This window comes from Mycobacterium sp. GA-1199, assembly GCF_001500045.1.
In the GTDB taxonomy this organism is placed as follows: domain Bacteria; phylum Actinomycetota; class Actinomycetes; order Mycobacteriales; family Mycobacteriaceae; genus Mycobacterium.
In genome coordinates this window covers 608,370-632,342 of sequence record NZ_LQIX01000001.1, presented here as the reverse complement: position 1 = coordinate 632,342, position 23,973 = coordinate 608,370, and the positions used below count along the sequence as shown (strand labels likewise).

At 66.5% G+C, this 23,973-nt stretch carries 27 protein-coding genes and 1 pseudogene; 19 read left to right on the top strand and 9 right to left on the bottom strand.

Annotation, left to right across the window (positions count from 1 at the left end):
• Nucleotides 1–90: 90 nt before the first annotated feature.
• The 5 genes from smpB to AU198_RS03065 are packed head-to-tail and all read right to left on the bottom strand — an operon-like array spanning nt 91 to nt 3,612.
• Nucleotides 91–597 carry an SsrA-binding protein SmpB gene (smpB, locus tag AU198_RS03085; protein WP_064345948.1) on the bottom strand — a complete coding sequence of 169 codons (507 nt, stop codon included), beginning with the start codon at nt 595–597 and terminating at the stop codon, nt 91–93.
• A gap of 2 nt (nt 598–599) precedes the next feature.
• Entirely contained in the window at nt 600–1,496 is an 897-nt protein-coding gene (gene ftsX / locus AU198_RS03080; protein ID WP_064345947.1) for a permease-like cell division protein FtsX, read from the bottom strand.
• On the bottom strand, nt 1,496–2,185 hold the full coding sequence (gene ftsE, locus AU198_RS03075; RefSeq protein ID WP_064346044.1) for a cell division ATP-binding protein FtsE: 690 nt from the start codon (nt 2,183–2,185) through the stop codon (nt 1,496–1,498). Before ftsE ends, ftsX begins: the two co-directional genes overlap by 1 nt.
• Nucleotides 2,186–2,221: 36 nt before the next feature.
• Nucleotides 2,222–2,665, bottom strand: a complete 444-nt coding sequence (locus AU198_RS03070; protein WP_064345946.1) for an Rv3103c family proline-rich protein — start codon at nt 2,663–2,665, stop codon at nt 2,222–2,224.
• Nucleotides 2,662–3,612 (bottom strand): mechanosensitive ion channel family protein, encoded by a 951-nt coding sequence (locus tag AU198_RS03065; protein WP_502689261.1) that lies wholly within the window; start codon nt 3,610–3,612, stop codon nt 2,662–2,664. The genes AU198_RS03070 and AU198_RS03065 overlap by 4 nt, the downstream gene beginning before the upstream one ends.
• Between AU198_RS03065 and AU198_RS26975 the strand changes: the two are divergent.
• A pseudogene (locus AU198_RS26975) lies at nt 3,575–3,655 on the top strand (hypothetical protein); the annotation flags it as partial. The gene AU198_RS03065 and the pseudogene AU198_RS26975 overlap by 38 nt on opposite strands.
• Here the strand turns inward: AU198_RS26975 and prfB are convergent.
• Complete coding sequence (gene prfB / locus AU198_RS03060; RefSeq protein ID WP_064345944.1) at nt 3,632–4,738, bottom strand: peptide chain release factor 2; 1,107 nt, start codon at nt 4,736–4,738, stop codon at nt 3,632–3,634. The pseudogene AU198_RS26975 and the gene prfB overlap by 24 nt on opposite strands.
• A 163-nt stretch (nt 4,739–4,901) precedes the next feature.
• Here prfB and AU198_RS03055 point away from each other — a divergent pair, with 163 nt between their 5' ends.
• The gene (locus AU198_RS03055; RefSeq protein ID WP_064345943.1) at nt 4,902–6,266 is read left to right on the top strand and encodes an FAD-dependent oxidoreductase; all 1,365 of its coding nucleotides are present in this window, start codon (nt 4,902–4,904) and stop codon (nt 6,264–6,266) included.
• Nucleotides 6,267–6,330: 64 nt separating this feature from the next.
• Here AU198_RS03055 and AU198_RS03050 read toward each other — a convergent pair whose 3' ends face one another.
• Nucleotides 6,331–6,699, bottom strand: coding sequence for a hypothetical protein (locus AU198_RS03050; protein WP_064345942.1), 369 nt, complete (start codon nt 6,697–6,699; stop codon nt 6,331–6,333).
• A 23-nt stretch (nt 6,700–6,722) separates the two neighbouring features.
• Between AU198_RS03050 and hisN the strand changes: the two genes are divergently transcribed.
• The 3 genes from hisN (at nt 6,723) to AU198_RS03035 (ending at nt 10,246) form a co-directional block, all read left to right on the top strand.
• On the top strand, nt 6,723–7,517 hold the full coding sequence (hisN, locus tag AU198_RS03045; protein ID WP_064345941.1) for a histidinol-phosphatase: 795 nt from the start codon (nt 6,723–6,725) through the stop codon (nt 7,515–7,517).
• Between the two features lie 96 nt (nt 7,518–7,613).
• Nucleotides 7,614–9,017 (top strand): acyl-CoA dehydrogenase family protein, encoded by a 1,404-nt coding sequence (locus AU198_RS03040; RefSeq protein ID WP_064345940.1) that lies wholly within the window; start codon nt 7,614–7,616, stop codon nt 9,015–9,017.
• Nucleotides 9,018–9,031: 14 nt separating this feature from the next.
• The gene (locus AU198_RS03035; RefSeq protein ID WP_064345939.1) at nt 9,032–10,246 is read left to right on the top strand and encodes an acyl-CoA dehydrogenase family protein; all 1,215 of its coding nucleotides are present in this window, start codon (nt 9,032–9,034) and stop codon (nt 10,244–10,246) included.
• Between the two features lie 287 nt (nt 10,247–10,533).
• Here AU198_RS03035 and AU198_RS03030 read toward each other — a convergent pair whose 3' ends face one another.
• Nucleotides 10,534–11,511: an esterase family protein gene (locus AU198_RS03030; RefSeq protein WP_064345938.1), complete on the bottom strand. Its 978-nt coding sequence runs from the start codon at nt 11,509–11,511 to the stop codon at nt 10,534–10,536.
• Between the two features lie 309 nt (nt 11,512–11,820).
• On the opposite strand from AU198_RS03030, the gene AU198_RS03025 reads away from it, so the two are divergent.
• The 11 genes from AU198_RS03025 (at nt 11,821) to AU198_RS02975 (ending at nt 21,751) form a co-directional block, all read left to right on the top strand.
• Nucleotides 11,821–12,378, top strand: a complete 558-nt coding sequence (locus tag AU198_RS03025; RefSeq protein ID WP_064345937.1) for a TetR/AcrR family transcriptional regulator — start codon at nt 11,821–11,823, stop codon at nt 12,376–12,378.
• Between the two features lie 140 nt (nt 12,379–12,518).
• A complete protein-coding gene (locus AU198_RS03020) occupies nt 12,519–13,682 on the top strand; it encodes an acyl-CoA dehydrogenase family protein (protein ID WP_064345936.1) in 1,164 nt (387 codons plus the stop codon).
• A gap of 15 nt (nt 13,683–13,697) precedes the next feature.
• Nucleotides 13,698–14,087 (top strand): nitroreductase/quinone reductase family protein, encoded by a 390-nt coding sequence (locus tag AU198_RS03015; RefSeq protein ID WP_064345935.1) that lies wholly within the window; start codon nt 13,698–13,700, stop codon nt 14,085–14,087.
• 86 nt (nt 14,088–14,173) lie between these two features.
• Nucleotides 14,174–15,268 (top strand): homogentisate 1,2-dioxygenase, encoded by a 1,095-nt coding sequence (locus AU198_RS03010; RefSeq protein WP_064346043.1) that lies wholly within the window; start codon nt 14,174–14,176, stop codon nt 15,266–15,268.
• Nucleotides 15,265–16,446 carry an alpha/beta hydrolase family protein gene (locus AU198_RS03005; protein WP_064345934.1) on the top strand — a complete coding sequence of 394 codons (1,182 nt, stop codon included), beginning with the start codon at nt 15,265–15,267 and terminating at the stop codon, nt 16,444–16,446. The genes AU198_RS03010 and AU198_RS03005 overlap by 4 nt, the downstream gene beginning before the upstream one ends.
• A complete protein-coding gene (locus tag AU198_RS03000; RefSeq protein WP_064345933.1) occupies nt 16,443–17,648 on the top strand; it encodes a CaiB/BaiF CoA transferase family protein in 1,206 nt (401 codons plus the stop codon). Before AU198_RS03005 ends, AU198_RS03000 begins: the two co-directional genes overlap by 4 nt.
• Complete coding sequence (locus AU198_RS02995; protein ID WP_064345932.1) at nt 17,645–18,559, top strand: hydroxymethylglutaryl-CoA lyase; 915 nt, start codon at nt 17,645–17,647, stop codon at nt 18,557–18,559. Before AU198_RS03000 ends, AU198_RS02995 begins: the two co-directional genes overlap by 4 nt.
• Before the next feature lie 6 nt (nt 18,560–18,565).
• Nucleotides 18,566–19,186, top strand: a complete 621-nt coding sequence (locus AU198_RS02990) for a TetR/AcrR family transcriptional regulator (RefSeq protein ID WP_064345931.1) — start codon at nt 18,566–18,568, stop codon at nt 19,184–19,186.
• Nucleotides 19,187–19,206: 20 nt separating this feature from the next.
• Nucleotides 19,207–20,445 (top strand): acyl-CoA dehydrogenase family protein, encoded by a 1,239-nt coding sequence (locus AU198_RS02985; protein ID WP_064345930.1) that lies wholly within the window; start codon nt 19,207–19,209, stop codon nt 20,443–20,445.
• Complete coding sequence (locus AU198_RS02980; RefSeq protein ID WP_064345929.1) at nt 20,442–21,413, top strand: phosphotransferase family protein; 972 nt, start codon at nt 20,442–20,444, stop codon at nt 21,411–21,413. The genes AU198_RS02985 and AU198_RS02980 overlap by 4 nt, the downstream gene beginning before the upstream one ends.
• Nucleotides 21,410–21,751 (top strand): DUF6285 domain-containing protein, encoded by a 342-nt coding sequence (locus AU198_RS02975; RefSeq protein ID WP_064345928.1) that lies wholly within the window; start codon nt 21,410–21,412, stop codon nt 21,749–21,751. The genes AU198_RS02980 and AU198_RS02975 overlap by 4 nt, the downstream gene beginning before the upstream one ends.
• Nucleotides 21,752–21,805: 54 nt before the next feature.
• On the opposite strand, the gene AU198_RS02970 is transcribed toward AU198_RS02975, so the two are convergent.
• Nucleotides 21,806–22,438: a class I SAM-dependent methyltransferase gene (locus AU198_RS02970; protein ID WP_064345927.1), complete on the bottom strand. Its 633-nt coding sequence runs from the start codon at nt 22,436–22,438 to the stop codon at nt 21,806–21,808.
• Between the two features lie 47 nt (nt 22,439–22,485).
• Between AU198_RS02970 and AU198_RS02965 the strand changes: the two genes are divergently transcribed.
• Genes AU198_RS02965 through AU198_RS02955 form a run of 3 tightly spaced genes read left to right on the top strand, consistent with a single transcriptional unit; the run spans nt 22,486 to nt 23,866 of the window.
• A complete protein-coding gene (locus AU198_RS02965; RefSeq protein WP_064345926.1) occupies nt 22,486–22,875 on the top strand; it encodes a nuclear transport factor 2 family protein in 390 nt (129 codons plus the stop codon).
• Between the two features lie 40 nt (nt 22,876–22,915).
• A complete protein-coding gene (locus AU198_RS02960; protein WP_064345925.1) occupies nt 22,916–23,449 on the top strand; it encodes a YceI family protein in 534 nt (177 codons plus the stop codon).
• A 15-nt stretch (nt 23,450–23,464) separates the two neighbouring features.
• On the top strand, nt 23,465–23,866 hold the full coding sequence (locus AU198_RS02955; protein WP_064345924.1) for an Rv3143 family two-component system response regulator: 402 nt from the start codon (nt 23,465–23,467) through the stop codon (nt 23,864–23,866).
• The last annotated feature ends 107 nt before the right edge of the window (nt 23,867–23,973 follow it).

Below are 23,973 nucleotides of genomic sequence, written 5' to 3'. Positions count from 1 at the left end.
TCCCCGCCTTTCCGTTCGTCATGATGCCTTACGCAACGAAGCGCTCATGGCGGCTCGGGTCAAATTCTCGAGTGGATCAGCAGGCGGCGATCAGGCCATGCCCTTGGCGCGGCGCCCCAACTCGCGGGTGATTTCGCGCTGCGCGTCGCGACGCGCCAGGTCCTGCCGCTTGTCACGGGCCTCTTTACCGCGGGCCAGCGCCAGTTCCACCTTCACCTTCCCGTCGGTGAAGTACAGCGACAGCGGTACAAGCGTCAGGTTGCCGTCGCGGATGCGGCCGATCAGCTGATCGATCTGCCTGCGGTGCAACAACAGTTTTCGGTTGCGCCGCGGCACGTGGTTGGTCCAGCTGCCGTGGTGATACTCGGGGATGTGCAGGTTGCGCAACCACACCTCGCCGTCGTCGACGGTGGCGAACGCGTCGGCCAGGGATGCCTGCCCGTCGCGCAGGCTCTTGACCTCCGTGCCGACCAGCTGGATACCCGCCTCGAACGTCTCCAGAATCGAATAGTTGTGGCGCGCTTTGCGATTGGTCGCGACGACCTTGTTGTTGCTGGACCGGGACGGGTCGGCTTTCTTGGCGCCCTGTTTTGGCATGGCTACCTTCGTATGTAAAGCCGCAGTGTGACGTAGGCGGTGATCCCCGACATGGCCAGCCCCAGGAAGAGCATCAGCGGAGCGCTGAAGTACAGCACGTCGGCATAGTCGACCTTGGCGATCAGATTCGCTTGATAGAACTGGTTCAGCGCGTTCTCCAGGAACAGCGCCCGCACCACTATCAGCCCGATGATCGCGATGACCACACCGATCAAGGCCGCAAGCATCGCTTCCACGAGGAACGGCAACTGGGTGTACCAGCGGCTGGCCCCGACCAGGCGCATGATGCCGATCTCGGTGCGTCGGGTGTAGGCCGCGACTTGGACCATGTTGGCTATCAACAGCACCGCGCCGACCGCCTGAACCAACGCCACCGCGAACGCGGCGTTGCTGATGCCGTCGAGGACCGCGAACAGTCGGTCGATCAGCTCCTTCTGGTTGAGCACGTTGAGCACGCCGGGCCGGCCGACCATCGCCTCGTCGAATTCCTTGTGTTGCTCGGGGTCGTCGAGCTTGACGATGAACGACGCCGGAAACGCATCGCGTCCCGCGACGTCCTTGTATTGCGGGAACTTGGTGATCGCGTCCTCGTAGGCCTCGTCGCGGTTGAGGAACCGCACCGAGCGCACGTCGTCGCGGTCCTCGATCTGCTGGCGCAGCGCCTTGCACGGGTCGGCGTCACACGACGGGTCGTTGGCCGAGACGTCGTTGGTCAAAAAGACCTGGCTCTCGACGCGGTCCAGGTAGATGTTGCGGGACTGGTCGGCCAGCCGGACGACGAGCAGGCCGCCGCCGAACAGGCCGATCGAGATGGCGGTCGTCAGGATCATCGCCACGGTCATGGTGACGTTGCGACGAAATCCGGTGAGGACCTCGTTGATCAGGAAGCCGAAGCGCACTAGCGATCCATTCCGTAGACGCCGCGCTGCTCGTCGCGAATCAGCCGGCCGAGTTCGAGTTCGACGACCCGCTGACGCATTGAGTCGACGATGTGGTGGTCGTGAGTGGCCATCAACACCGTGGTGCCGGTGCGGTTGATCCGCTCGAGCAGATCCATGATGTCCTTGCTGGTCTCCGGGTCCAGGTTGCCGGTGGGCTCGTCGGCGAGCAGCACCAGCGGCCGGTTGACGAACGCACGGGCGATCGCGACGCGCTGCTGTTCGCCACCGGACAGTTCGGCGGGCAGACGGTTGGCCTTACCCGACAAACCGACCATCTCCAGCACGTCGGGCACTACCCGGTTGATGGTCTCGGCGCGCTTGCCGATCACCTCGAGGGCGAACGCGACGTTTTCGAAGACCGTCTTCTGCTGCAGCAGCCGGAAGTCCTGGAACACGCAGCCGATCACCTGGCGCAGGCTGGGGATGTGACGTCCGGGCAGCTTGTTGACGTGGAACTTCGACACCTGGATGTCGCCATGGGTCGGCGTCTCCTCGGCCAGAAGCAACCGCATGAACGTCGACTTGCCCGAACCCGACGGCCCGATGAGGAAGACGAACTCACCCTTGTCGATCTTGACCGAGACGTTGTCGAGCGCGGGTCGCGCCGACGACTTGTACTGCTTGGTCACGTTGTTGAGGGTGATCATCACGGGTCGCCAGTGTAGCGGTGAAAGGGTGCCGCCCTAGCTGGGCGGAGTCGTCGCCGGTGGCGGCAGCAGTTGCGGCACCGGGGGCACCAGCGGCGTATCGGTCGTCGGCGGCGCCCCGTCGGGGCCGATGGTCTGGGTGACCGGTTGCCGCGGACCCGGGCCGTCAGGATCGGTCACCGTCGTGGTCGGCGAGGTCGGGGTCTCGGTCGGGCTGGTGGTGGTCGTCGTCGGTGGGCTCGTCGTCGTGGTCGTGGTGGTGGTCGTCGGTTCGGTGGTGCGGCGCACGTTGGTGCGCGGCACCCACGTGTAATTCGGATCCGGCACGAAGCCCGGTGGGACCACCGCCGGCGCGGGCGGCGGTTCGGGGGGCTTGGCCTCGAACGTCTGGTTCACCCAGAACAGCGCAACGAACGCCGCGATCAGTACCACCGTCGACATCCGCATCCGGCCGAATCGGGCCGTCAGCCAGTTCCTCACTTCTTCTGCTCCGCCGAGCCTTGTGTCTCCTGTTCGGCTCCCCCGGTTGTCGCCGGGTGGACGATGGCGCCCACCATCGGTGTGGCCCCGTCGGCCGGCGACACGATCCCGGCGCTGCGCAGTGCGGCGATCACCAACACGCGGATGCGACGGCCGACCTCGAACTGCTTACCCGGCAGTGTGCGCGCGACCATCCGCAGGTTCACGGTCTCGAGCCCGATGCTCTCGACCCCCATCAGCTGTGGCGCGTCGAGCATGAGTGCGCTGAGTTCGGGATCGTCGGTCGCGTTCTGCGCTACGGCGTGCAGGAGGTCGTTGACCTCGTTGAGGTCCGAGCCCGTCGGCACCGGAATGTCGATGACGGCGCGCGCCCAGTCCTTCGACAAGTTCAGCGATCGAACGATGTTGCCGTTGGGGATGGTGTACATCTCACCTTCGGCGGTGCGGAGTTTGGTCACCCGCAACGTCACCTCTTCGACCGTTCCCAGCGACTCCTCTGGCGCACCCACCATGCTGAGCTGCACCAGATCTCCGAAGCCGTACTGCCTTTCGGTGATGATGAAGAAACCGGCCAGCAGATCCTGGACCACTTTCTGCGCGCCGAAGCCCAGCGCGGCGCCCAACACTGCCGCGGGCGCGACCAGCGACCCGATCGGGATCGCGAGCGTATCGGTGATCTGCACTGCCACGATGATGAACAACAAGGCGACAGTCACCCACGAGATCACCGACGCGACCGCCTGACGGTGCTTGGTGCTCTCCGAACGAACCAGCTGATCGCTTTCCAGGTACTCGGCGTCGATGCGGCTCACGATCCGCTGCGCCGCCCAATTGATGAACCGCGCCGCCAGCAGCCCGCCGATCAACAACAGCGCGATCGTCACACCGCGCTCGAGGATCCAGTTGCCGATGTCGCCCTGCCAGAAGCCCTCCCAGCGCTCCCCCAGAGACAATGCGATCAAGTTGTCATCCATCATCTTGACTCTTGCGCCAACGAATACCCGCCTCGAGGAACCCGTCGAGGTCGCCGTCCAGCACCGCGGCCGGGTTGCCGACCTCGTACTCGGTGCGCAGATCCTTGACCATCTGGTAGGGGTGCAGCACGTACGACCGCATCTGGTTGCCCCACGAGCTCCCGCCGTCGCCCTTGAGGGCGTCCATTTCGGCACGCTCCTCTAAACGCTTACGTTCCAACAACTTTGCCTGCAGAACCCGCATCGCCGAAACCTTGTTCTGCAACTGCGACTTCTCGTTCTGGCAAGTCACCACGATACCCGTCGGGATGTGGGTCAGCCGGACGGCCGAGTCGGTGGTGTTGACCGATTGGCCGCCGGGGCCGCTGGACCGGTAGACGTCAACGCGCACATCGCTTTCCGGGATGTCGATGTGGTCGGTGGTCTCGACCACCGGCAACACTTCGACGTCGGCGAACGACGTCTGCCTGCGACTCTGGTTGTCGAACGGGCTGATCCGCACGAGGCGATGGGTGCCCTGTTCGACCGACAGGGTGCCGTAGGCGAACGGCGCGTGCACCGCGAACGTCGCGCTCTTGATCCCCGCCTCTTCGGCATAGGAGATGTCGAACACCTCGACGGGGTAGTCGTGCTGTTCGGCCCAGCGGATGTACATGCGCATCAGCATCTCGGCCCAGTCCGCGGCGTCCACCCCGCCGGCGCCCGAGCGGATCGTGACGACGGCTTCGCGCTCGTCGTACTCGCCGGACAACAGGGTGCGCACCTCCATCGCCTCGATGTCCTCGCGCAGCTTGCCCCGCTCGGCGTCGGCTTCTGCGAGCTCCTCCTCGCTGCCGTCCTCGGCGGCCAGCTCGTACATGACCGGCAGGTCGTCGAGGCGCTGTCGGAGTTCCTCGACGCGCCGCAACTCCCCCTGGGTGTGCGACAGCTCGCTGGTGACCTTCTGCGCGCGCACCTGGTCGTCCCACAGATTCGGGTCGGAGGCCTCGTGCTCGAGCTTCTCGATGCGACCGCGCAGGCCTTCGACGTCGAGCACGCGCTCCACCGTCGTCAGGGTGGAGTCGAGGGCAGCGAGGTCGGCTTGACGGTCAGGATCCACGGGAGTTCAGGTTACCCGTGGGCCGATTCGCGCCGGTTCTGGCGACTGGCGGCAACGAGGCCCGTCGGCGTTCTAGCATCGGATGCGTAACCAGCCGGCCTCGACGCGACAGCCCCTTGCGCGAGGCCGGGCAGCGACGAGGAAGCTTCGACAAAAGGTGTCCATGCGCCCCTACCATGTGGCGATCGTCGGCTCAGGGCCTTCGGGTTACTTTGCCGCGGCGTCGTTACTCAAGTTCGCCGATTCCCAAGACGACTCCGATGTGCGCGTCGACATGCTCGAGATGTTGCCGACCCCGTGGGGGCTGGTGCGCTCGGGTGTGGCGCCCGACCATCCGAAGATCAAGTCGATCAGCGCCCAGTTCGAGAAGACGGCGTTGGACCCGCGATTCCGCTTCTTCGGCAACGTCGCGGTCGGCGAGCATGTGCACCCCGCCGAGTTGGCCGAACACTACGACGCGGTGATCTACGCGGTCGGCGCGCAATCCGACCGGGCGCTGGGAATCCCCGGTGAAGACCTGCCCGGCAGCGTCGCCGCCGTCGATTTCGTCGGCTGGTACAACGCCCACCCGCACTTCGAGGAGATCGCACCGGACATCTCCAGCGGTCGCGCCGTCGTGATCGGCAACGGCAACGTCGCGCTGGACGTGGCGCGGATCCTGGTCACCGATCCCGACGTGCTGGGTGCGACGGACATCGCCGACCACGCATTGAAGTCACTGCACGACCGCGGAGTGGAGGAGGTGCTCGTCGTCGGAAGGCGGGGGCCGTTGCAGGCGCCGTTCACCACGCTCGAGTTGCGCGAGCTCGGGCACCTCGAGGGGCTCGGTGACGTCGACGTCATCATCGACCCCGCCGACTTCGCCGACATCACCGACGATGATCTCGAGGCGGCGGGCAAGACCGTGCGCAACAACATCAAGGTGTTGCGCGGCTACGCGGAGCAGACGCCGAAGAATGCCAAGCGGCGCATCGTCTTCCGCTTCCGCACCTCCCCGATCGAGATCAAGGGAGACGGTCGCGTCGAATCGATCGTGCTGGGCCGCAACGAGCTGGTCGAGGAGAACGGCCGCGTCGTCGCCAAGGACACCGGGGAACGCGAGGAGGTGGCGGCCCAGCTCGTGGTGCGCGCCGTCGGATATCGCGGTGTGCCGACGCCCGGGCTGCCGTTCGACGAGCGCAGCGGCACGATTCCGCACACCCACGGGCGCGTCGAAGGCAGCCGCAACGAGTACGTCGTCGGCTGGATCAAGCGTGGGCCCACCGGCGTCATCGGCAGCAACAAGAGCGATTCGCAGGAGACCGTGGACACGCTGATCGCCGACCTGGCCGAAGCCCAACTCGCCGACTTCGACGAGGACCATTCGCGGCGGCTGGCCGAATGGCTGGTCGAGCGGCAGCCGAAGGTCGTCACGGACGACCACTGGCGGCTGATCGACGAATACGAGCGGTCAGCGGGGGAACCGCACGGGCGGCCGCGGGTGAAGCTGACCACCGTCGCCGCGATGTTGAAGATCGGGCACGGCTGAGCGTCGGCGCGTTTTTGCGCGGAGGGTTGTGGTCGGCGCGAATCGACGACCCTGGGTGCAAACTTCAGGAGTAGGGCCGCGGCGCGGGCGGCGGCATTGCGCCCGGTGGTGGGGCCTGCGGCGCGAATCGCCAGTTGTCCGGGTTCTTCGGCGAGTAGACGACGGGAAAGAGTTGGCCCATCGTCGGCCAGTCGTCGACGTCCACCTCGAGCCGCTGGTACACGACATGCTCGTTGACCGTGGGGCCGTTGATGACACCGGTGATCGTGACGTACTGCGGTCCGGTGACGTCAGTCGGCCGCGGGCTGACGCCGGTGACCAGCAGTTGACCCGACGGCCAGTCAGTCGGTGTACCGCGACGGCGCATCAGCATCGGTCTGGCCAGTAGCACCAGCGCACCGACCAGCAGCAGTATCACCGCGAATTCCCACATCCCGTCATGGTAGGACGACAGGCATGGATACCGAGGCGGACGACCTCACGCTGGCACTCTCCCTTGCCGACGAAGCCGATGCTCGGACCACGGCCCGCTTCGGCGCGGTCGACCTCGTCGTCGAGACCAAACCCGACCTCACCCCGGCCACGGACGCCGACCTGGAGGTCGAATCGATGATCCGCGCCCGACTCGACCGGGAACGACCCGACGATTCGGTGTTCGGCGAGGAGTTCGGCGGCACCAAGGCGTTCGTGGGCAGACAGTGGGTCGTCGACCCGATCGACGGAACCAAGAACTTCGTCCGCGGGGTGCCGGTGTGGGCGACGCTGATCGCGTTGCTGCACGACGGTGTACCCGTGCTCGGCGTGGTGAGCGCGCCCGCGTTGCACCGGCGGTGGTGGGCGCTGACCGGACGCGGGGCGTTCGCGCAAATGTCCAGGCAGTCGGAGCGGCGGCTCAGCGTGTCGAAGGTCGCCGACCTCGGCTCGGCGAGCCTGGCGTTCTCCAGCCTCTCGGGGTGGGCCGACCGCGGCATCCGCGACCGGTTCGTCGCGCTGACCGACGCGGTGTGGCGGGTACGCGGTTACGGCGACTTCTACAACTACTGCCTGGTCGCAGAGGGCGCCGTCGACATCGCGATGGAGCCGGAAGTCTCGACCTGGGACCTGGCACCGCTCGACGTCCTGGTGCGCGAGGCCGGCGGCCGCTTCACCAACCTCGCAGGTGAGACCGGACCGCACGGCGGCAGCGCGGTGGCCACGAACGGGCTGCTGCACGACGCCGTGCTGCGCGGTCTGTCGGGACCGGAGCTGTGAGTTCGACAACAACTTACTTGAGAGTCAGTTCGGATACCTTACTCTGGAGTCAGTTCGACGAGTTCGAACGTCACAAATCAAAGCGAGGCAGTCGAAATGAGTAAAGCCCTGCCGTCGAAAAACGGATCCAAGCCCAAGCGAAGCGACAAAGAAAGCGCGGTCGGCCTGAAGAAGCACAAGCGTTCCGCGACCGATCTCGGCCTGGCGCTGGTCACTCCCCTGGTCGGCCAGGAGTTCCTCGACCGCTACAACCTGCGCGACCCGCTCAACCGCGGATTGAAGTACGGCGTCAAGCAGGTCTTCTCGTTCGCCGGTGCGGCCAGTCGACAGTTCAAGCGGGTATCGGGCAACCAGAGCGGACCGACGCGGCTGAAGAAGAGCGGTTCGGATTACTTCGACCTCACCCCCGACGACGAGCAGCAGATGATCGTCGAGACGGTCAGCGAGTTCGCCGAGGAAATCATCCGTCCCGCGGCGCGCGACGCCGACGAGTCCGCCGACTACCCGGTCGACCTCGTCGCGAAGGCATCCGAACTCGGCATCACCGCGATCAACGTGCCCGAGGATTTCGAGGGCATCGCCGCGCACCGCGCAGCCGTCACCAACGTGTTGGTCGCCGAGGCACTGGCGTACGGCGACATGGGGCTGGCGCTGCCGATCCTGGCCCCTGCCGGTGTCGCGTCGGCGCTGACGCACTGGGGCAGCGCCGATCAGCAGGCCACCTATCTGAAAGAGTTTGCGGGCGAGAATGTTCCGCAGTCCTGCGTGGCGATCGCCGAACCGCGAGCACTGTTCGATCCCACCGCCTTGAAGACCACCGCGGTCCGGACTCCGAGCGGTTACCGCCTCGACGGGGTCAAGTCGCTTGTGCCCGCCGCCGCCAATGCCGAACTGTTCATCGTCGGGGCGCAACTCAACGGCAAGCCGGCGCTTTTCATCGTCGAATCGTCGTCGAAGGGCCTGACCATCACGCCCGATCCCGGGATGGGCATCCGCGGAGCGGCGATCGGGCAGGTCGAGCTCGACGGCGTCACAGTGCCGCTGTCGGCACGCCTCGGCGAGGAGGAGGCGCCACCGATAGAGACAGACCGGATCTACTCGGAGGCACTCGCGCTGTCGCGGCTCGGCTGGGCGGCACTGGCCGTCGGCACCGCCCACGCGGTACTCGACTACGTCGTCCCATATGTCAAGGAGCGGCACGCATTCGGTGAACCGATCGCACACCGTCAGGCGGTCGCGTTCATGTGCGCCAACATGGCGATCGAGTTCGACGGTCTGCGCTTGATCACGTGGCGCGGCGCGTCACGGGCCGACCAGGGCCTGCCGTTCGCCCGCGAGGCGGCGCTCGCCAAACGGTTGGGCACCGACAAGGGCATGCAGATCGGCCTGGACGGCGTGCAGCTGCTCGGCGGCCACGGCTACACCAAGGAACATCCCGTCGAACGCTGGTATCGCGATCTGCGCGCCATCGGCGTCGCCGAGGGCGTTGTAGTCATCTGAGCGAAAGAGCAATCATGGCAATCAATCTGGAGCTGCCGCGCAAGCTCGAAGCGGTCATCGAGAAGGCTCATCAGGGGGCAGCGGAGATGTTGCGCCCGATCTCGCGCAAGTGGGATTTGCGTGAGCACGAGTACCCGGTAGAGCTGGACACCCTGGCTACGCTCTTCGAGGGGATTCAGGGCGCAAAGACCGTTGCGTTCGCAGGCGCCGAGGCCTTCGCGGGCGGTGACGAGCCCAGGAACGCCAACCACAACGGCGCGAACATGTCCGCCGTGCTCAACGTGATGGAGATCAGTTGGGGCGACGTGGCTTTGATGCTGTCGGTGCCGCGCCAGGGGCTCGGCAACGCGGCGATCTCGAGCGTCGCCACACCCGAACAGCTCGAGCGACTCGGCAAGGACGTGTGGGCGGCGATGGCGATCACCGAGCCGGACTTCGGCTCGGATTCGGCAGCGGTGTCGACGACGGCACGGCTGGACGGCGACGAGTACGTGATCAACGGCGAGAAGATCTTCGTCACGGCCGGCTCCCGGGCGACCCACATCGTGGTGTGGGCGACGCTGGACAAGTCGCTGGGCCGCGCCGCCATCAAGTCGTTCATCGTTCCGCGTGAACACCCCGGTGTGACGGTCGAGCGACTCGAGGACAAGCTCGGCATCAAGGCCTCCGACACCGCGGTGATCCGCTTCGACAATGCCCGCATCCCCAAAGACAACCTGTTGGGCAGCCCGGAGATTCACGTGGAGAAGGGTTTTGCGGGGGTCATGGAGACCTTCGACAACACCCGGCCCGTCGTCGCCGCGATGGCCGTCGGCATCGCCCGCGCCGCCCTCGAGGAGGTGCGCAAGATCCTCACCGAGGCCGGCATCGAGATCTCCTACGACAAGCCGTCGCACGCTCAGAGCGCGCCCGCGGCGGAGTTCCTGCGGATGGAATCCGATTGGGAGGCGGCGTATCTGCTGATGGTCCGCTCGGCGTGGCAGGCCGACAACGACATTCCGAACTCGAAGGAAGCGTCGATGGGTAAGGCGAAGGCTGGTCGGGTGGCCAGCGACATCACGCTGAAGGCGGTCGAACTGGCCGGCACCGTGGGGTACTCGGAGGTCACCCTGCTGGAGAAGTGGGCCCGCGACAGCAAGATCCTCGACATTTTCGAGGGCACGCAACAGATTCAGCTGCTGGTGGTGGCCCGTCGCCTGCTCGGCTTGTCGTCGACCGAGCTCAAGTAGCGCCGGGCCCGTTTGTGAATGTGACGACGGAAATCGCCGAAAAGCGTCGCTGGCGTCACAATCGGCGGGTCTAGAAGCCGTCGTGCACGACCACCCGGGTGCGGCCGGTAACGCCGCCGCCGATGATCGTGCGCAAGGTGTGCGGCTCGGGCACCGTGGCATCCTTCCTGATGCGCGACCAAGGCGTTGACTGCGCTCACGACGCCCATTGTTCACCTGGGCCCACGCGCCAGCCGGCGAACGCAAAAGTCCCCGGACGCGCGGCGCCCGGGGACTCTTGACGTGCCTTAAGAACCGAGATGCGAGATCAGGTCAGGCTTCATCTCCTGCAACTGCGCACCCCAGTACTCCCAGCTGTGCGTGCCGTACGGCGGGAAGTTGAACACCCCGTTGTTGCCGCCCGCGGCGATGTAGTTGTCGCGGAACGCGATGTTCGTCCGGATCGTCAGGCCCTCGAGGAACTCGGCCGGCAGGTTCGCACCACCGAGCTCGTTGGGCGTGCCGTTGCCGCAGTACACCCAGAGGCGGGTGCCGTTGGCCACGATCGTGGGGATCTGGACCATCGGGTCGTTGCGCTTCCACGCGCTGTTCGGGTCCTCAGTCCTGCCCCACATGTCGTTGGCGTCGAAACCGCCCGCGTCACCCATGGCCATGTTGATCAGGAACGGCCACTGACCCTCGGAGGGGTTGAGGAACGCTGACAGCGCCCCGGCGTAGATGAACTGGTCGGGATGGTAGACCGACAGGATGATCGCCGAGTTGCCCGACATCGACAGGCCCACCGCGGCGTTGCCCGTGGTCGACACGCCCCTGTTGGCGGAAAGCCACTGCGGCAGCTCGCTGGTCAGGAATGTCTCCCACTTGTAGGTCTGGCATCCGGCCTTGCCGCAGGCCGGTGCGTACCAGTCGGAGTAGAAGCTGGACTGGCCGCCCACGGGCAGGACCAGCGACAGCGGGGTCTCGTAGAACCACTCGAACGCCTGGGTCTCCAGGTCCCAGCCGTTGTAGTCGTCGCGAGCGCGCAGGCCGTCGAGCAGGTACACCGCCTTGGAGCCGGTGCCCTTCTGGAACTGCACCTTGATGTCGCGTCCCATCGACGGGGACGGCACCATCAGGTACTCGACCGGCAGGCCGGGCCGGGAGAACGCCCCAGCGGACGCTGACTGGCCGGCCAGGCTCACGAAACCCGGTAGCAGGGCCGCCGCGATGGCCGCCACCGCGAAGCGCCGCGCCCATGGGCCGCGAATCTTGTCAATCAAGCTCATACTGCAAGTCCATCCATCTTCCGGTTTGCCACTTTGGAGGCCGTTCCGTCTGCGATCGAGCGATCGCCATCGACACCGCAGCAATGGTTGCACTGCGCTGTCATGCCCGCTCGACTGAGCCCGGGGCCGTCGAGCGGACCGAGAAAATTTCAGTTGTCGCGTGTGCAGTAAAACACGATGATCAGCGCAGGAGAAACCCAGGGCCGTGTCGCGCGCCGGATTTTCCGAGCAAATCAGCACTGACGGAAGCGTCGAAAAGCCCTCGACCGGGCATCGATGTGCGGATCACGGCACCCGTAGGCTGCGGTCATGGCACCGGCCCGTTCGCCGCGATTGTCGGTCGACGACTGGATTCAGGCCGGATACGAGCTCCTCGCTGAGCAGGGCATCAAGGCGCTCAAGCTGGACGCTCTGTGCGAGCGCGTGGGCGCCACCAAGGGCAGCTTTTACTGGCACTTCCCGGATATGGCCGGTTATCGATCCGCGCTGGTCCGGGCGTGGGGCGAGGTGCGCGACGACGATCGGCGGCATTTCGCGGCGCTGAGCGACCTGCCGCCCAGGGAGCGGCTCTCGCGAATGATGGGTGCGCTGGTGGACGCCCGGCACCGCACGCTGGAACGGGCGATGCGGGAGTGGGCGCGCACCGACGAAGAGGTCGCCGCGGGGGTGCGGGCGTCGGACCGGCGCGTCCTCGAAGCCGTGCGCCAGGCATTCATCGAGGACGGCTTCGACCCCGAGGAGGCCGACCTGCGTGCGAACGCCACTTTCGCAGCGGGGATTGGCTTCTTACATCTGTCGGGTGCGAAAGCCAGCACGAAGGCCGCGGCGCGGCGGGAGCGGTTCCTCGACATCATGCTCGCGCGGTAGTTCGCGGCTTCTCGGCGCGGACGAGCGTCCGCTGGGGGTCGGAATCCGGCGGCGAGTCGGGTACAGACACGGTCACTCGGCGTTCCGACGGTCCGGCCGACGCGGCCTACCATACAAAAAAGTATGGTAGCGTTCGGACCATGACGGCCGCTCCGGCTCTCCCCCTTGTCGACGCCGATTTCGTCGGTCGGCTCGCCGAACGGGCACCGGAGGCCGAGCGGCTGCGCCAACTGCCCGAAGCGACGATCGATGAACTGACCGCGTCGGGCCTCACCGACCTGCTGGTGCCCGCGCGGTACGGCGGCATGCAGGCACCGCTGCCGGCGATCTTCGATCCGGTCCGGCGGATGGCACACGGCTGCCCGTCGAGCGCATGGACCATCGGCTTCTACGTCCTGCACAACTGGATCCTGGCGTTGTTCGACGAGCGGGCCCAGTCCGAGGCGTTCGCGACGCGCCCGTTTCTCGCGCCCGCTCCCCTGGCTCCGACCGGTCGAGGGCTGCCCGTGGACGGCGGAATACGGCTGAGCGGTCGCTGGTCGTGGGCCACCGGCGTGATGCACGGGAACTGGATCATGGTCGGTGCGCTCTGTGGTCCCGACGACGCGATCTTCCCGGCGCTCGCGCTGCTGCCCATCGAGGACGTCGCGATCGAGGATGTGTGGCACACCGACGGTATGCGCGCCACCGGCTCCAACGACGTCGTGATCAGCGAGGCGTTCGTCCCGGAACACCGGTTGGTCCGCGTCGTCGACATCTACACCGGTACCGCGCCCGGCGCGACGGTGCACGACGCCGACACCTACCGCTGGCCGATGGTGCCCGCCCTGGCGCTGTTGGCGGCGATGCCGGCGCTGGGTGGCGCCGAACGTGTCGCCGAGATCTACGCCGAGCGGTTGTCGCAACGGGTGCTGGCCTACGAGGGCGTCATACAGAAGGACAAGCCGATCGCGCAGGCCCGCCTCGGAGAGGCCGAGGTGCGCCTGCGGGCGCTGCGCGGTCTGTTGAACGACACCGTCGACGAGATCGAGACCGTGGTCGCCGCCGGCGATCCCGTGCCGAGGCCGGTGCGCGGAGCAGCCCGGATGGCCGCGGCGCACATCGTCCACGAGTCGCGCCACGTGATCGGGCTGTTGCTCGAGGCGTCGGGCGCCAGCGCACATTTCGTCGACAACCCGCTGCAACGGATCAAGCGCGACGTCGACGTCGTGGCCGGACATGTGGTCTTCGACTACGACACCAGTCGCGAACTCGCCGGAGCGCTGAGACTGGGTATGAAGGTGTCGCGAACCGCGATGGTGTGAAACGAAGGGGGAACCATGGCCGAGGACTTGCGCGATCAGGTCACCAAGATGTTCCAGAAGAACGTCATGAACCCCATGATGCGGCTCCTGCCGTTCCAGACATTGCTGGAGACGACGGGGCGCAAGAGCGGCCAACCGCGCCGCACTCCGCTGGGCGGGCGGCGAGTGGGCAACGAGTTCTGGTTCGTCTCCGAGTTCGGCGAGAACTCGCAATACGTCAAGAACATCCAGGCCGATCCCGCGGTCAGAGTTCGATTGAACGGCAAGTGGCACAAGGGAACCGCGCACATTGTCGCCGACGACGACGCGCGCGAGCGGTTGCGCAAGCTGCCGCAGTTCAACAGCTTCGGCGTGCGGACCTTCGGCACGAACCTGCTCACGATTCGGGTCGATCTCGAGGATTGACTCGCGTCGTAACTAAAACTAAAGTCAGTTTTAGTTCTTGGTCGTGGTCTTCCGCGGCCCCGCCGTCATCGTCGATGGAGCGAATCATGGAATCGTTTATCCACCTGCGCAAAGGCCGCACCCCCAAACGCCTGCACGCCGACCTCGACGGCCTCAAGGACGACGAACTCGGCCGCGGCGGATTCGTCGGCCGCACCGCCAACATCTATCGCCGCCACGACCCCACCGCGTACCGGGCATCGGGACCGCTGCGGCCGGTCGACGTGATGACCAGCGAGCTCAAACCCGGCGACGCCACCGATGCCGCGGGCGCGCCGCTGCTGTTGTTCAGCAACCCGGACTGCCGGATCTCGCTGAGCCGGCGCAGCGAGGAGATGCCGTTCTACGTGCGGCACGTCGACGGGGATCTGCTGTCGTTCGTGCACCGCGGTTCCGGTCGGCTCGAAACGGAGTTCGGACCGCTGCCCTATCGCGAGGGCGACTGGGTCTACGTGCCGAAGGCGACGACCTGGCGTCAGATTCCCGACGACGAAACCACGCTGCTGATGATCGAGGCCACCGCCGAGTTCCGCGTGCCGCCGCCGGGGCCGCTCGGCAGGCACTTCCCGTTCGACCCGTCACAGGTCACCGTGCCCGAACCGCAGCCCATCGACGATGACGGCAGAACCGAATACGAAGTCCGCCTGGTTCACGACGGCGGCCCGACATCGCTGTTCTACCAACATAATCCGATCGACGTCGAAGGATGGCGCGGCGACAACTTCCCGTTCACCTTCAACATCGCCGATTACAACGTCATCGCCAGCGAGAGCGTGCACCTGCCGCCGACCGTGCACCTGTTCATGCAGGCGACGGGTGTGGCGGTGATGAACTTCCTGCCCCGGCCCGCCGAGAGCGTTCCCGGTACCGAGCGTCCGCCGTGGTACCACCGCAACGTCGACTACGACGAGGTCTCCTTCTTCCACGGCGGCGACCTGTTCGGTATTCCGATGCCGCCCGGCTTGGTCAGCCACGCCCCCCAGGGTGTGCACCACGGCGCACCGGAGAAGGCCCGCGAGCGCGCGCGGCGCAAGTTCGACGAACAGGACCGCGTCGGTTGGTATGTCATCTCCGTCGACACGACCCGGCGGCTGACCCCGTCAGCCGAGGTGCTGGCCAACGATCTGGGGCAGCACGCGTGACGACGGCCGTGAAACACGAGTACGACCGCATTCCGTATCTCGTTGCCTACCAGAACACGTCGGGCGTCCGCGACGTGTACGGCGGGGTGGCTGAGCTGGTGGTGCTCGAAAGCCACCTGTTGCGGCCCAAAGACAAACCCTCAGACACCGTGCTGGTGTTCATGCACCCGATCGGCGGCGGCGCCTACCTGCCGATGATGAACGGGTTGGCCCGGGCGGGACACCACGTCATCTACTGCAACAGCCGATTCCGCGGCACCGACTCGGCGCTGCTGATGGAGAAGGTCGTCGAGGACCTCGGCGAATGCATCAAGGACGCCAAGAACCGCTGGGGCTATTCGAAGGTCGTGCTGGCCGGGTGGAGCGGCGGCGGGTCGCTGTCGGTGTTCTACCAGCAGCAGGCCCAGCACCCCACGATCACCGCGAGCCCGTCGGGCGACGGGCCGGATCTCACCAAGCTCGGCCTCATCCCCGCCGACGGGTTGATGCTGCTGGCCGCCCACATCAGTCGCCACGGCACCCTGACCGAGTGGCTCGACGCGTCGATCCTCGACGAGTCCGATCCGACCAGGCGCGATCCGGAACTGGATCTGTACAACCCGGACAACCCCAACCAGCCGCCTTACACCCAGGAGTTCCTCGACCGCTACCGGAAAGCGCAGATCGACCGCAACCGGCGAATCACCAAGTGGGTCAAGGACAAACTCGCCGAACTCAAAGCCGCGGGCCGGCCGGATGACGAGTTCGCGTTCGTCGTGCACGGCACCATGGCCGACCCCCGATGGCTGGACCCCGCCGTCGACCCCAACGAACGCACCCCGGGAACGTGCTACCTGGGTGACCCCCAGGTGGTGAACAACAGCCCGGTCGGGCTCGCTCGGTTCTGCACCCTGCGCAGCTGGCTGTCGCAATGGAGCTACGACGACGCCAACGGCGACGCGGTGGCGTGCGGTCCGGACATCGCGGTGCCGACCCTGGTGATCGGCAACCTCGCCGACGACGCGTGCACACCGAGCCACACCCGCAGGCTCTACGAGGCGATCGGGCATCATGACAAGGAGATGCACGAGATCCCGGGCGCGAACCACTATTACGCGGGCGCCGACCAGCGCGACAAGCTGCGCGAAGCGGTCGGGGTCGTCACCGACTGGCTGCACAGGCACGGCTTCTCGCGATGAGCGTCACGGGTCCGCTGGACGGCATCCGCGTCATCGAGGTCGGCACATTGATCTCGGGGCCGTTCGCCGGACGCCTGCTCGGCGACATGGGGGCCGAGGTGATCAAGATCGAGTCGCCGGGCGCCCCGGATCCCCTGCGCACGTGGGGCCAGGCCGAGCTCGACGGCCATCACTTCTTCTGGACCGTGCACGCGCGCAACAAGAAAGCCGTCACGCTGAACCTGCGGACCGACGGTGGCCGCGCCCTGTTCCTCGACCTCGTCGAGCGCTCCGACATCATCGTCGAGAACTTCCGGCCGGGCACGCTGGAGAAGTGGAACCTGGGTTACGACGTGCTGCGCGAACGCAATCGCGGGATCATCCTCGTGCGCGTCTCCGGTTACGGGCAGACCGGGCCCGAGGCGCACAAGGCGGGCTACGCCTCGGTCGCCGAGGCCGCCAGCGGCCTTCGCCACATGAACGGCTTCCCCGGCGGCCCGCCGCCCCGACTGGCGCTGTCGCTGGGCGACAGCCTCGCGGGCATGTTCGCCGCACAGGGCGCGCTCGCCGCGCTGTACCGCCGCTCGGTGAGCGGGGACGGTCAGGTCGTCGACGCGGCGCTCACCGAGGCCTGCCTGGCGGTCCAGGAATCCACCATCCCCGACTACGACGTCGGTGGCGTGGTGCGCGGTCCGTCGGGCACGCGGCTGGAGGGTATCGCACCGTCGAACATCTACCGCAGCGCCGACGGAAGCTGGGTGGTGATCGCGGCCAACCAGGACACCGTCTTCCGTCGACTGTGTGAAGCGATGGGCCGCCCCGAACTGGCCACCGACGACCGGTTCGCCAACCACGTTGCCCGCGGACGCAATCAGGACGAACTGGACAAGATCATCGGCGACTGGGCCGCAGCACACCAACCCGCCGACATCATCGAAACCCTCAGTGCCGCAGGCGTGATCGCCGGACCGATCAACACCGTCGCCGAGGTCGTGGAGGATCCGCAGCTGCGGGCGCGCGGGATGCTCGTCGAGCACTGGGACGATCGGGTCGGACGGCCCGTGCTGGGTCCCGGCGTCGTGCCGGTGCTCTCGGAGACACCCGGGACCGTGCGCTATGCCGGGCCGGCCGCACCCGGCCAACACAACGACGAGGTCTACTGCGGCCTGCTCGGCAAGAGTCCCGCCGAACTCGACGCGCTCAGGGCGGAGGGAGTGCTGTGAACGAACTACCCGAACACGTGCAGATACGGGACGTTTCGCTGCGTGACGGCCTGCAAATCGAGGATCCGATTTCGTTGTCGGCCAAGCTCGAACTGCTGGCCGCCGTCGCCGCCACGGGGGTGCGCGAGATGGAGGCGACGGCGTTCGTCTCGCCGTCGAAGGTGCCCGCCCTGGCCGACGCCGCCGATCTCGCCACGCATCTGCAGGAGTACCGCGATTCGCACGGCATCGAATTCTCCGCGCTGGTGGCCAGCCCGAACGGCGCCAAACGAGCGATCGCGGCGGGGCTGTCGTCGATCGAGTACGTGGTGTCGGCCGCCGACGGCCACAGCCGCGCCAATGTGGGCCGCACGTCGGCAGAGTCGACGGCGTTGATTCCGGAGATCATCGCGATCGCGCACGACAGCGGGGCCAGCGTCGAGGTCATCGTCGCGACCACATGGGACTGTCCGTTCGACGGGCCGACACCGCATCAGCGGGTCGTCGACGTGATGACGACGGCGTTGTCGAGCGAGGTTGACCGGCTGGCGATCGCCGACACCATCGGTACCGCCACCCCGCGGCGGGTGACCGAGACGATCGAGGCGCTGCGCCCGATGGTCGGCGAGATCCCGCTCGGCGCACACTTCCACAACACCCGCGGGGCCGGGCTGGCCAGTGCCTATGCGGCGGTCACGGCGGGCATCACCCGGCTGGACGCGTCTGTGGGCGGGCTCGGCGGTTGCCCGTTCGCACCCGGCGCGAGCGGCAACATCGCCACCGAGGACTTGGTGTATCTGTTGCGCGACAGCGGGATCGGCGTCGATGTGGACCTGGTCGCCGCGATCGAAGCGGCGGGTGTGGCGCAACGCCTGGTCGGACACGATCTTCCGAGTTCGCTGCTGCGCGCCGGCGACCGAATCCTGAACTGAGCGCACGTGCCCACCGGACCGTCGGCAACGCTGAGCGCCAAGGGCCGCCAGACCCGCGAGGCCATCGAAAAGGCCGCGCGGAAGCTGTTCGCCGAACGGGGTTTTCACGGTACGACGCTCGGCGACATCACCTCGGCGGCGGGTAAGTCCCCGGCTTCCTTCTACCGCTACTTCACGGACAAGGAAGACCTGCTGGCGGTGCTCGCGCAGTCGTTCCTGCGCGAGGTGGTGGCACCGTCCGGCGGGGCGCTGGACCTACCGGAATCACCGGAGGACGACGCGTTCTTCCGCAGCGTGGTCACCGGCTACTGGAACATGTTCAAACAGAACATCGGGATCATGATCGCGGTGGCGCAACTGGCCGCAACCCAACCCCGGTTCGCCGCGGTGCAGAACGAGTTTCGCCGGCTGGGGATGGACGTCGTCGCCGCGTCGGTGCGCCGAGCACAGGAGCAGGGCTACGGCGCCGAACTCAATCCCGAGCACACCGCGGCGGCCATCGCGCTGCTGTTCGAGAACTTCACCACCGTCTTCGTCGGAACATCGGGCCTCGGCATCGAGCTGACCGACGAGGATGCGATCGCGACGCTGTCGAGGATCTGGAAGAAGACGCTGTACGGTTTCTGAACCCCGGAAAGGAAATCAACGTGGATTTCGCTCTGCCCGACCATCTGCCCCAACTCCTCGCCGACATGGACGCCTTCATCGAGGCAGAGATCAAGCCGCTGGAACGCGAGAACATCCAGTTCTTCGACAAGCGTCGCGAACATGCCCGTACGGACTGGGACAACGACGGGATCCCTCGCCGGGAATGGGAGGACCTGCTCGACGAGATGCGCAGGCGCGCGGACGCGGCGGGCTGGCTGCGCTACGGGCTGCCGTCGCGGTTCGGTGGCCGCGACGGAAGCAACATCGACATGGCCGTCATCCGCGAACATCTCGCGCACAAGGGCCTCGGGCTGCACAACGACCTGCAGAACGAGTCGTCGATCGTCGGCAACTTCCCGCAGGTCATCATGATGGACCGGTTCGGCACCGACGCGCAGAAAGCCGAGTGGACCGAGGCGTTGATCACCGGCAAACGGTCGATGGCCTTCGGCCTCACCGAGCCCGCACACGGGTCGGACGCCACCTGGATGGAGACCACCGCGGTGCGCGACGGTGACGAGTGGATCATCAACGGCGCCAAACGATTCAACACCGGAGTGCACCGCGCCACCCACGATCTGGTGTTCGCCCGCACTTCCGGAGAAGCCGGACAGGCCCGCGGCATCACCGCGTTCCTGGTGCCCACCGACGCCCCCGGATTCACCGTGCCGTACTACTGGTGGTCGTTCAACATGCCGACCGACCACGGCGAGGTCGAACTGAAGGACGTCCGGGTGCCCGCCGACGCGGTGCTCGGTGAGATCGACCGCGGCCTGGAGGTGGGCCAAACGTTCCTGCACGAGAACAGGATTCGCCAGGCGGCCAGCAGCCTCGGCGCCGCGCAATACTGCATCGACCGCGCCGTGCAGTACGCGGGAGACCGCAAGGTCTTCGGCAAGCCGCTGGCCGTGAACCAGGCCGTGCAGTGGCCTCTGGTGGAGTTGCAGACCGAAGCGCAGATGGTGCGGCTGTTGGTGTATTACGCGGCAACGGAGTTGGACCGCAACCACCACATGGAGGTCTCGGACAAGGTGTCGATGGCCAACTATCGTGCCAACCGGCTGGTCTGTGATGCCGCCGACCGCGCAATGCAGGTGTTCGGCGGCGTCGGCTACAGCAGGCACGAACCGTTCGAACACATCTACCGCCATCACCGGCGGTACCGGATCACCGAGGGAGCCGAGGAGATTCAGATCCGGCGGGTGGCACAGCGGCTGTTCGGGTTCGGCAAGCGTTGAGCCGCGAACTCGCCGACGCTCTCACCGGCGTCCTCGCCCCGGTGCTCGGCGAGGGCGTCGCCGTCGAGAATCTGCACGCGCTGACCGGCGGGGCGAGCCGCACGACGTGGGCGTTCGACGCGGTCACCGACACCCGTCGCGCCCTGATTCTGCGCACGGGCCCGCCCGACGACGTCCACGCGAGCATGGAACTGGAAGCCGCCGTTCAGCAACGGGCGGCCGCCGCGGGGGCGCCGGTGCCCCACATCCTCACCGCCGACAACTCCCCTGCCGCACTGGGTAATCCGTATCTGATCTGCGACGCCATCGGCGGTGAGACGATCGTGCGCAGGATTTATCGCTCGCTGGACGATCCCGGCCGCGAGCGGTTGCTGGTCCAGTGCGCTCAGGCGCTTGCTGCCATCCACCGCGCGGACCACCAGGGGATTGAGGTGCCGCCGTCGGATCAGCTGTCCGAATGGCGGGCTCGCCTCGACGAAATGGGCGATACCACAGCGACATTCGAATGGGCATTCCGCTGGCTCGAGGGCAACCGCCCGCCGTCGTCGCAGCACGTGCTGGTGCACGGTGACTTCCGGATGGGCAACCTGATTGTCGACGACACTGGGCTGGCGGCGGTGCTGGACTGGGAGCTCGTCCACATCGGGGAGGTCTATGAGGACCTGGCCTGGTTCTGTATCCGGGCATGGCGTTTCGGCGCGCCGGAGGATCGCGGTGCCGGCGGTTTGGGCAGCGTCGAGGACTTCCTGGTCGCCTATGAATCGGCCGCGGGCGTGACGCTGGACCGGGAGGCGTTCCGGTGGTGGTTGACCGTGGCCACCCTGCGGTGGGGCGTCATCTGCAGATACCAGGCCGAACGTCACCTGTCGGGGCAGACGGAGTCGGTCGAGCTGGCCGCGATCGGACGGCGGGTCAGCGAAACCGAGTGGGACGTGTTGGATCTGCTCGAAGGAGGAGGACCGCGATGAGCTGGCTGTACGGCCGACCGACGGCGGCTGAACTCGTCGCCGCCGTCGCCGGCTTCCTCGAGAAGGACGTCCGCAACGCCACCGGATCCGCCGATGCGGGCCAGGTCAACTTCCACGCCCGCGTCGCGGCCAATGTGTTGCGCATCGTCGAACGCGAACTACTCGACACGTCTTCCGGCGAGGTCACCGAAGCCCTGCGCGAACTCGGTTACCGCGACGAACCCGAACTGGCCGCCGCGATCCGCTCAGGCGAGCTCGACGGCCGCGCCGCAGAGCTGTTGCCCGTGCTGCGGACAATCGTGCGGCACCGCCTTGACGTCAACCACCCCGGCTACTGATGCGATTTGTGAGTGAAAACGATCGCTGAGCGAACGGAATCACGCACAAATCGCTCAGGAGGGGCGGCGGCGAATTCGGGCGAGCCACGCCGGTTCGTCGACGAGACTTCCGGCCGCCAATCCGATGGCATCGGCCTGGGCGGGGTGAACGACGCCACGGTAGGTGGTCTCCCCCAGCGACTCCAGCAGCCAACCGTCGCCGAACGCGTCGCGGATGTCGGATTCGCTGACCTGCGGGCCGAATCCGCGGCCGCGGTCGGAAAGCGCGAGCACGTGGACCACGCCGCCCGGCCGGCACGCCGCACGCAGACTGGCTACGTATCTGGCGCGGTCGGTCTCATCGAAGATGTGGAACAGCGCGCTGTCGACGATGGTGTCGTAGGTGGCCTTCCCGAGATCCATGGCATCGGCGACCTCGAACCGCGCGTCGACACCCTTTGCCTCGGCGTTTTTGCGCGCATGATCGACCGCCGACGGTGCGTAGTCGACGCCGAGCACGTCGTAACCGAGTCCGGTGAGCAGGATCGTGTGCTCACCGGCGCCGCAGCCGACGTCGAGCACCGTGCCACGGATCAGGCCGGAGCGTTCCAGTTTGACGATCGCCGGCTGCGGCTCGCCGATCACCCATGGTGCGGTCCCGCTCTTGTAGGCGTCGTCGAATAGCGAGAGAGTAGGTGTCACATCCATGCCGCCAGTGTTCAACCTCAATCGGCGTTGAGGTCAAGGAGGATCACGTGACCGTTGCCCACGACACCGTCACCGACGTGGCGGATCGCTTGTTCGCGGCCATCGAGTCCGGCGACCGCGACACGATTTCGCGGCTGTGGCACGACGACATCGTGGTCTGGAAGGTGGCCGACCGCGACCGCGACAAGGACCGGGCACTTCGAGTCCTCCACTGGTTCATCGACACCACCTCCCAACGCCGATACGAGGTCATCGATCGACAGCTGTTCGACGGGGGGTTGGTCCAGCAGCACATCCTGCACGCGGCAGGACACAACGGCGGCGTCATCGCGATGCGCGTCGGCATCATCATCAAGCTGGGCGCCGACGGCCTGATCAGCCGGATCGACGAGTACTTCGACCCGGCGGAGATCGCTCCACTGCTCGAGCCCGCGTAACGATCCGGCGGCGACGCCGAACATTCAACCAGGAGACGACATGGTAAGTCTGAGTGAGCTTTTCAGTGATCCCGCTTCGACGGGAACATGGACGCTGGACCCGGCCCAGTCCACGATCACGGTGCGCAGCAAGTCGATGTGGGGCCTCGTGCCCGTCAAGGGCCGGTTCACCGAATTCGGCGGTGACGGCCAATTATCCGCGCCACAAACCGTTTCCGGGCATATCGAGATCAAAGCCGCGTCACTGCGTACCGGTATCCGTAAACGCGATGAACACCTGCACTCCGCCGATTTTTTTGGAGCAGAGACCCATCCGGAGATCAGCGTGCTCATCACCGGAGCCGACGCGATCGACGGCGACACCATCGACCTGCGAGCCGAACTGACGATCAAGGGCACGACCCGACCGCTGACACTGCGCACCAAGGTCACACCGGTCGGCGACGGCGGGATGCGGCTGGCCACCAAGGCAACCATCAGCCGGCGGGACTTCGGGGTCGACGGAAACCTCGTGGGCATGATCGGCGACAAGTCGACGATCTCCGGCGACCTGGTGTTCCGGCACACCCGCTAGCCGTACGATCACGGCATGGCCGACTCATCGCGTCCGTTGCGGGTCCTCGTCTACAGCGACAACCCAAGGACCCGCGAAGAGGTACAACTCGCGCTCGGTAAGCGGGTGCATCCGGAGTTGCCAGAGCTGACCTACGTCGAGGTGGCGACGGGCCCCATGGTCATTCGCCAGATGGATGAAGGCGGGTTCGATCTGGTGATCCTCGACGGCGAAGCCACCCCCGTCGGCGGGATGGGAATCGCCAAGCAGCTCAAGGACGAGATCGCCGACTGCCCGCCGATCCTGGTGCTCACCGGCCGGCCCGATGACGCGTGGCTGGCCCGCTGGTCGCGCGCGGAAGCCGCCGTTCCCCATCCGATCGATCCGATCCGGCTCGGCGACGCCGTGGCATCGCTGATGCGCACCCTGGTGCAATAGCCAGAAAACACGTAAACACCTGTCGCACTTGCCTATTGGAGGCATGACGACATAGCCACGCGTTGCCAATAGCGATACTAACCAAAAGGTGTGGCGCGCATCCCAAA